This window comes from Achromobacter sp. SIMBA_011 (genome assembly GCF_046535435.1).
GTDB classification, from domain to species: Bacteria; Pseudomonadota; Gammaproteobacteria; order Burkholderiales; family Burkholderiaceae_B; genus Achromobacter; species Achromobacter dolens.
This window is the reverse complement of the sequence record NZ_JAWRWN010000573.1, coordinates 1-266: the sequence shown is the minus strand read 5'-3', so window position 1 is coordinate 266 and position 266 is coordinate 1. Positions and strand designations below refer to the sequence as shown.

Below are 266 nucleotides of genomic sequence, written 5' to 3'. Positions count from 1 at the left end.
GCCGTCAGCGACGGCGTGGCGGGCGGCGTGATCTTCGGCGCGGCCTGTTGGGCTGCGCTCAGCGCATCGGCGGCGCTTTTCGTCGTGCGGCCCGCGAGCGTCGGCAGCGGTTCGTCGTTCGGCGTGCGGAAGTTGAACGCGCTGGTCAGGTCGCCGCACACCGCGCGGCGATAGGCGCTGATCTGCGGCTCGACCACGCCGAAGCGTTTTTCGAGGAAAAGCAGCGTCGACGTATGGTCGAACACCTGCGAGTTGACCCAGCCGCC

The 266-nt window shown here is 69.2% G+C and carries 1 pseudogene; it reads right to left on the bottom strand.

Annotated features, from left to right (window positions below):
• Window positions 1–266, bottom strand: a pseudogene (locus tag SB816_RS32210) (phospholipase C, phosphocholine-specific); the annotation flags it as partial.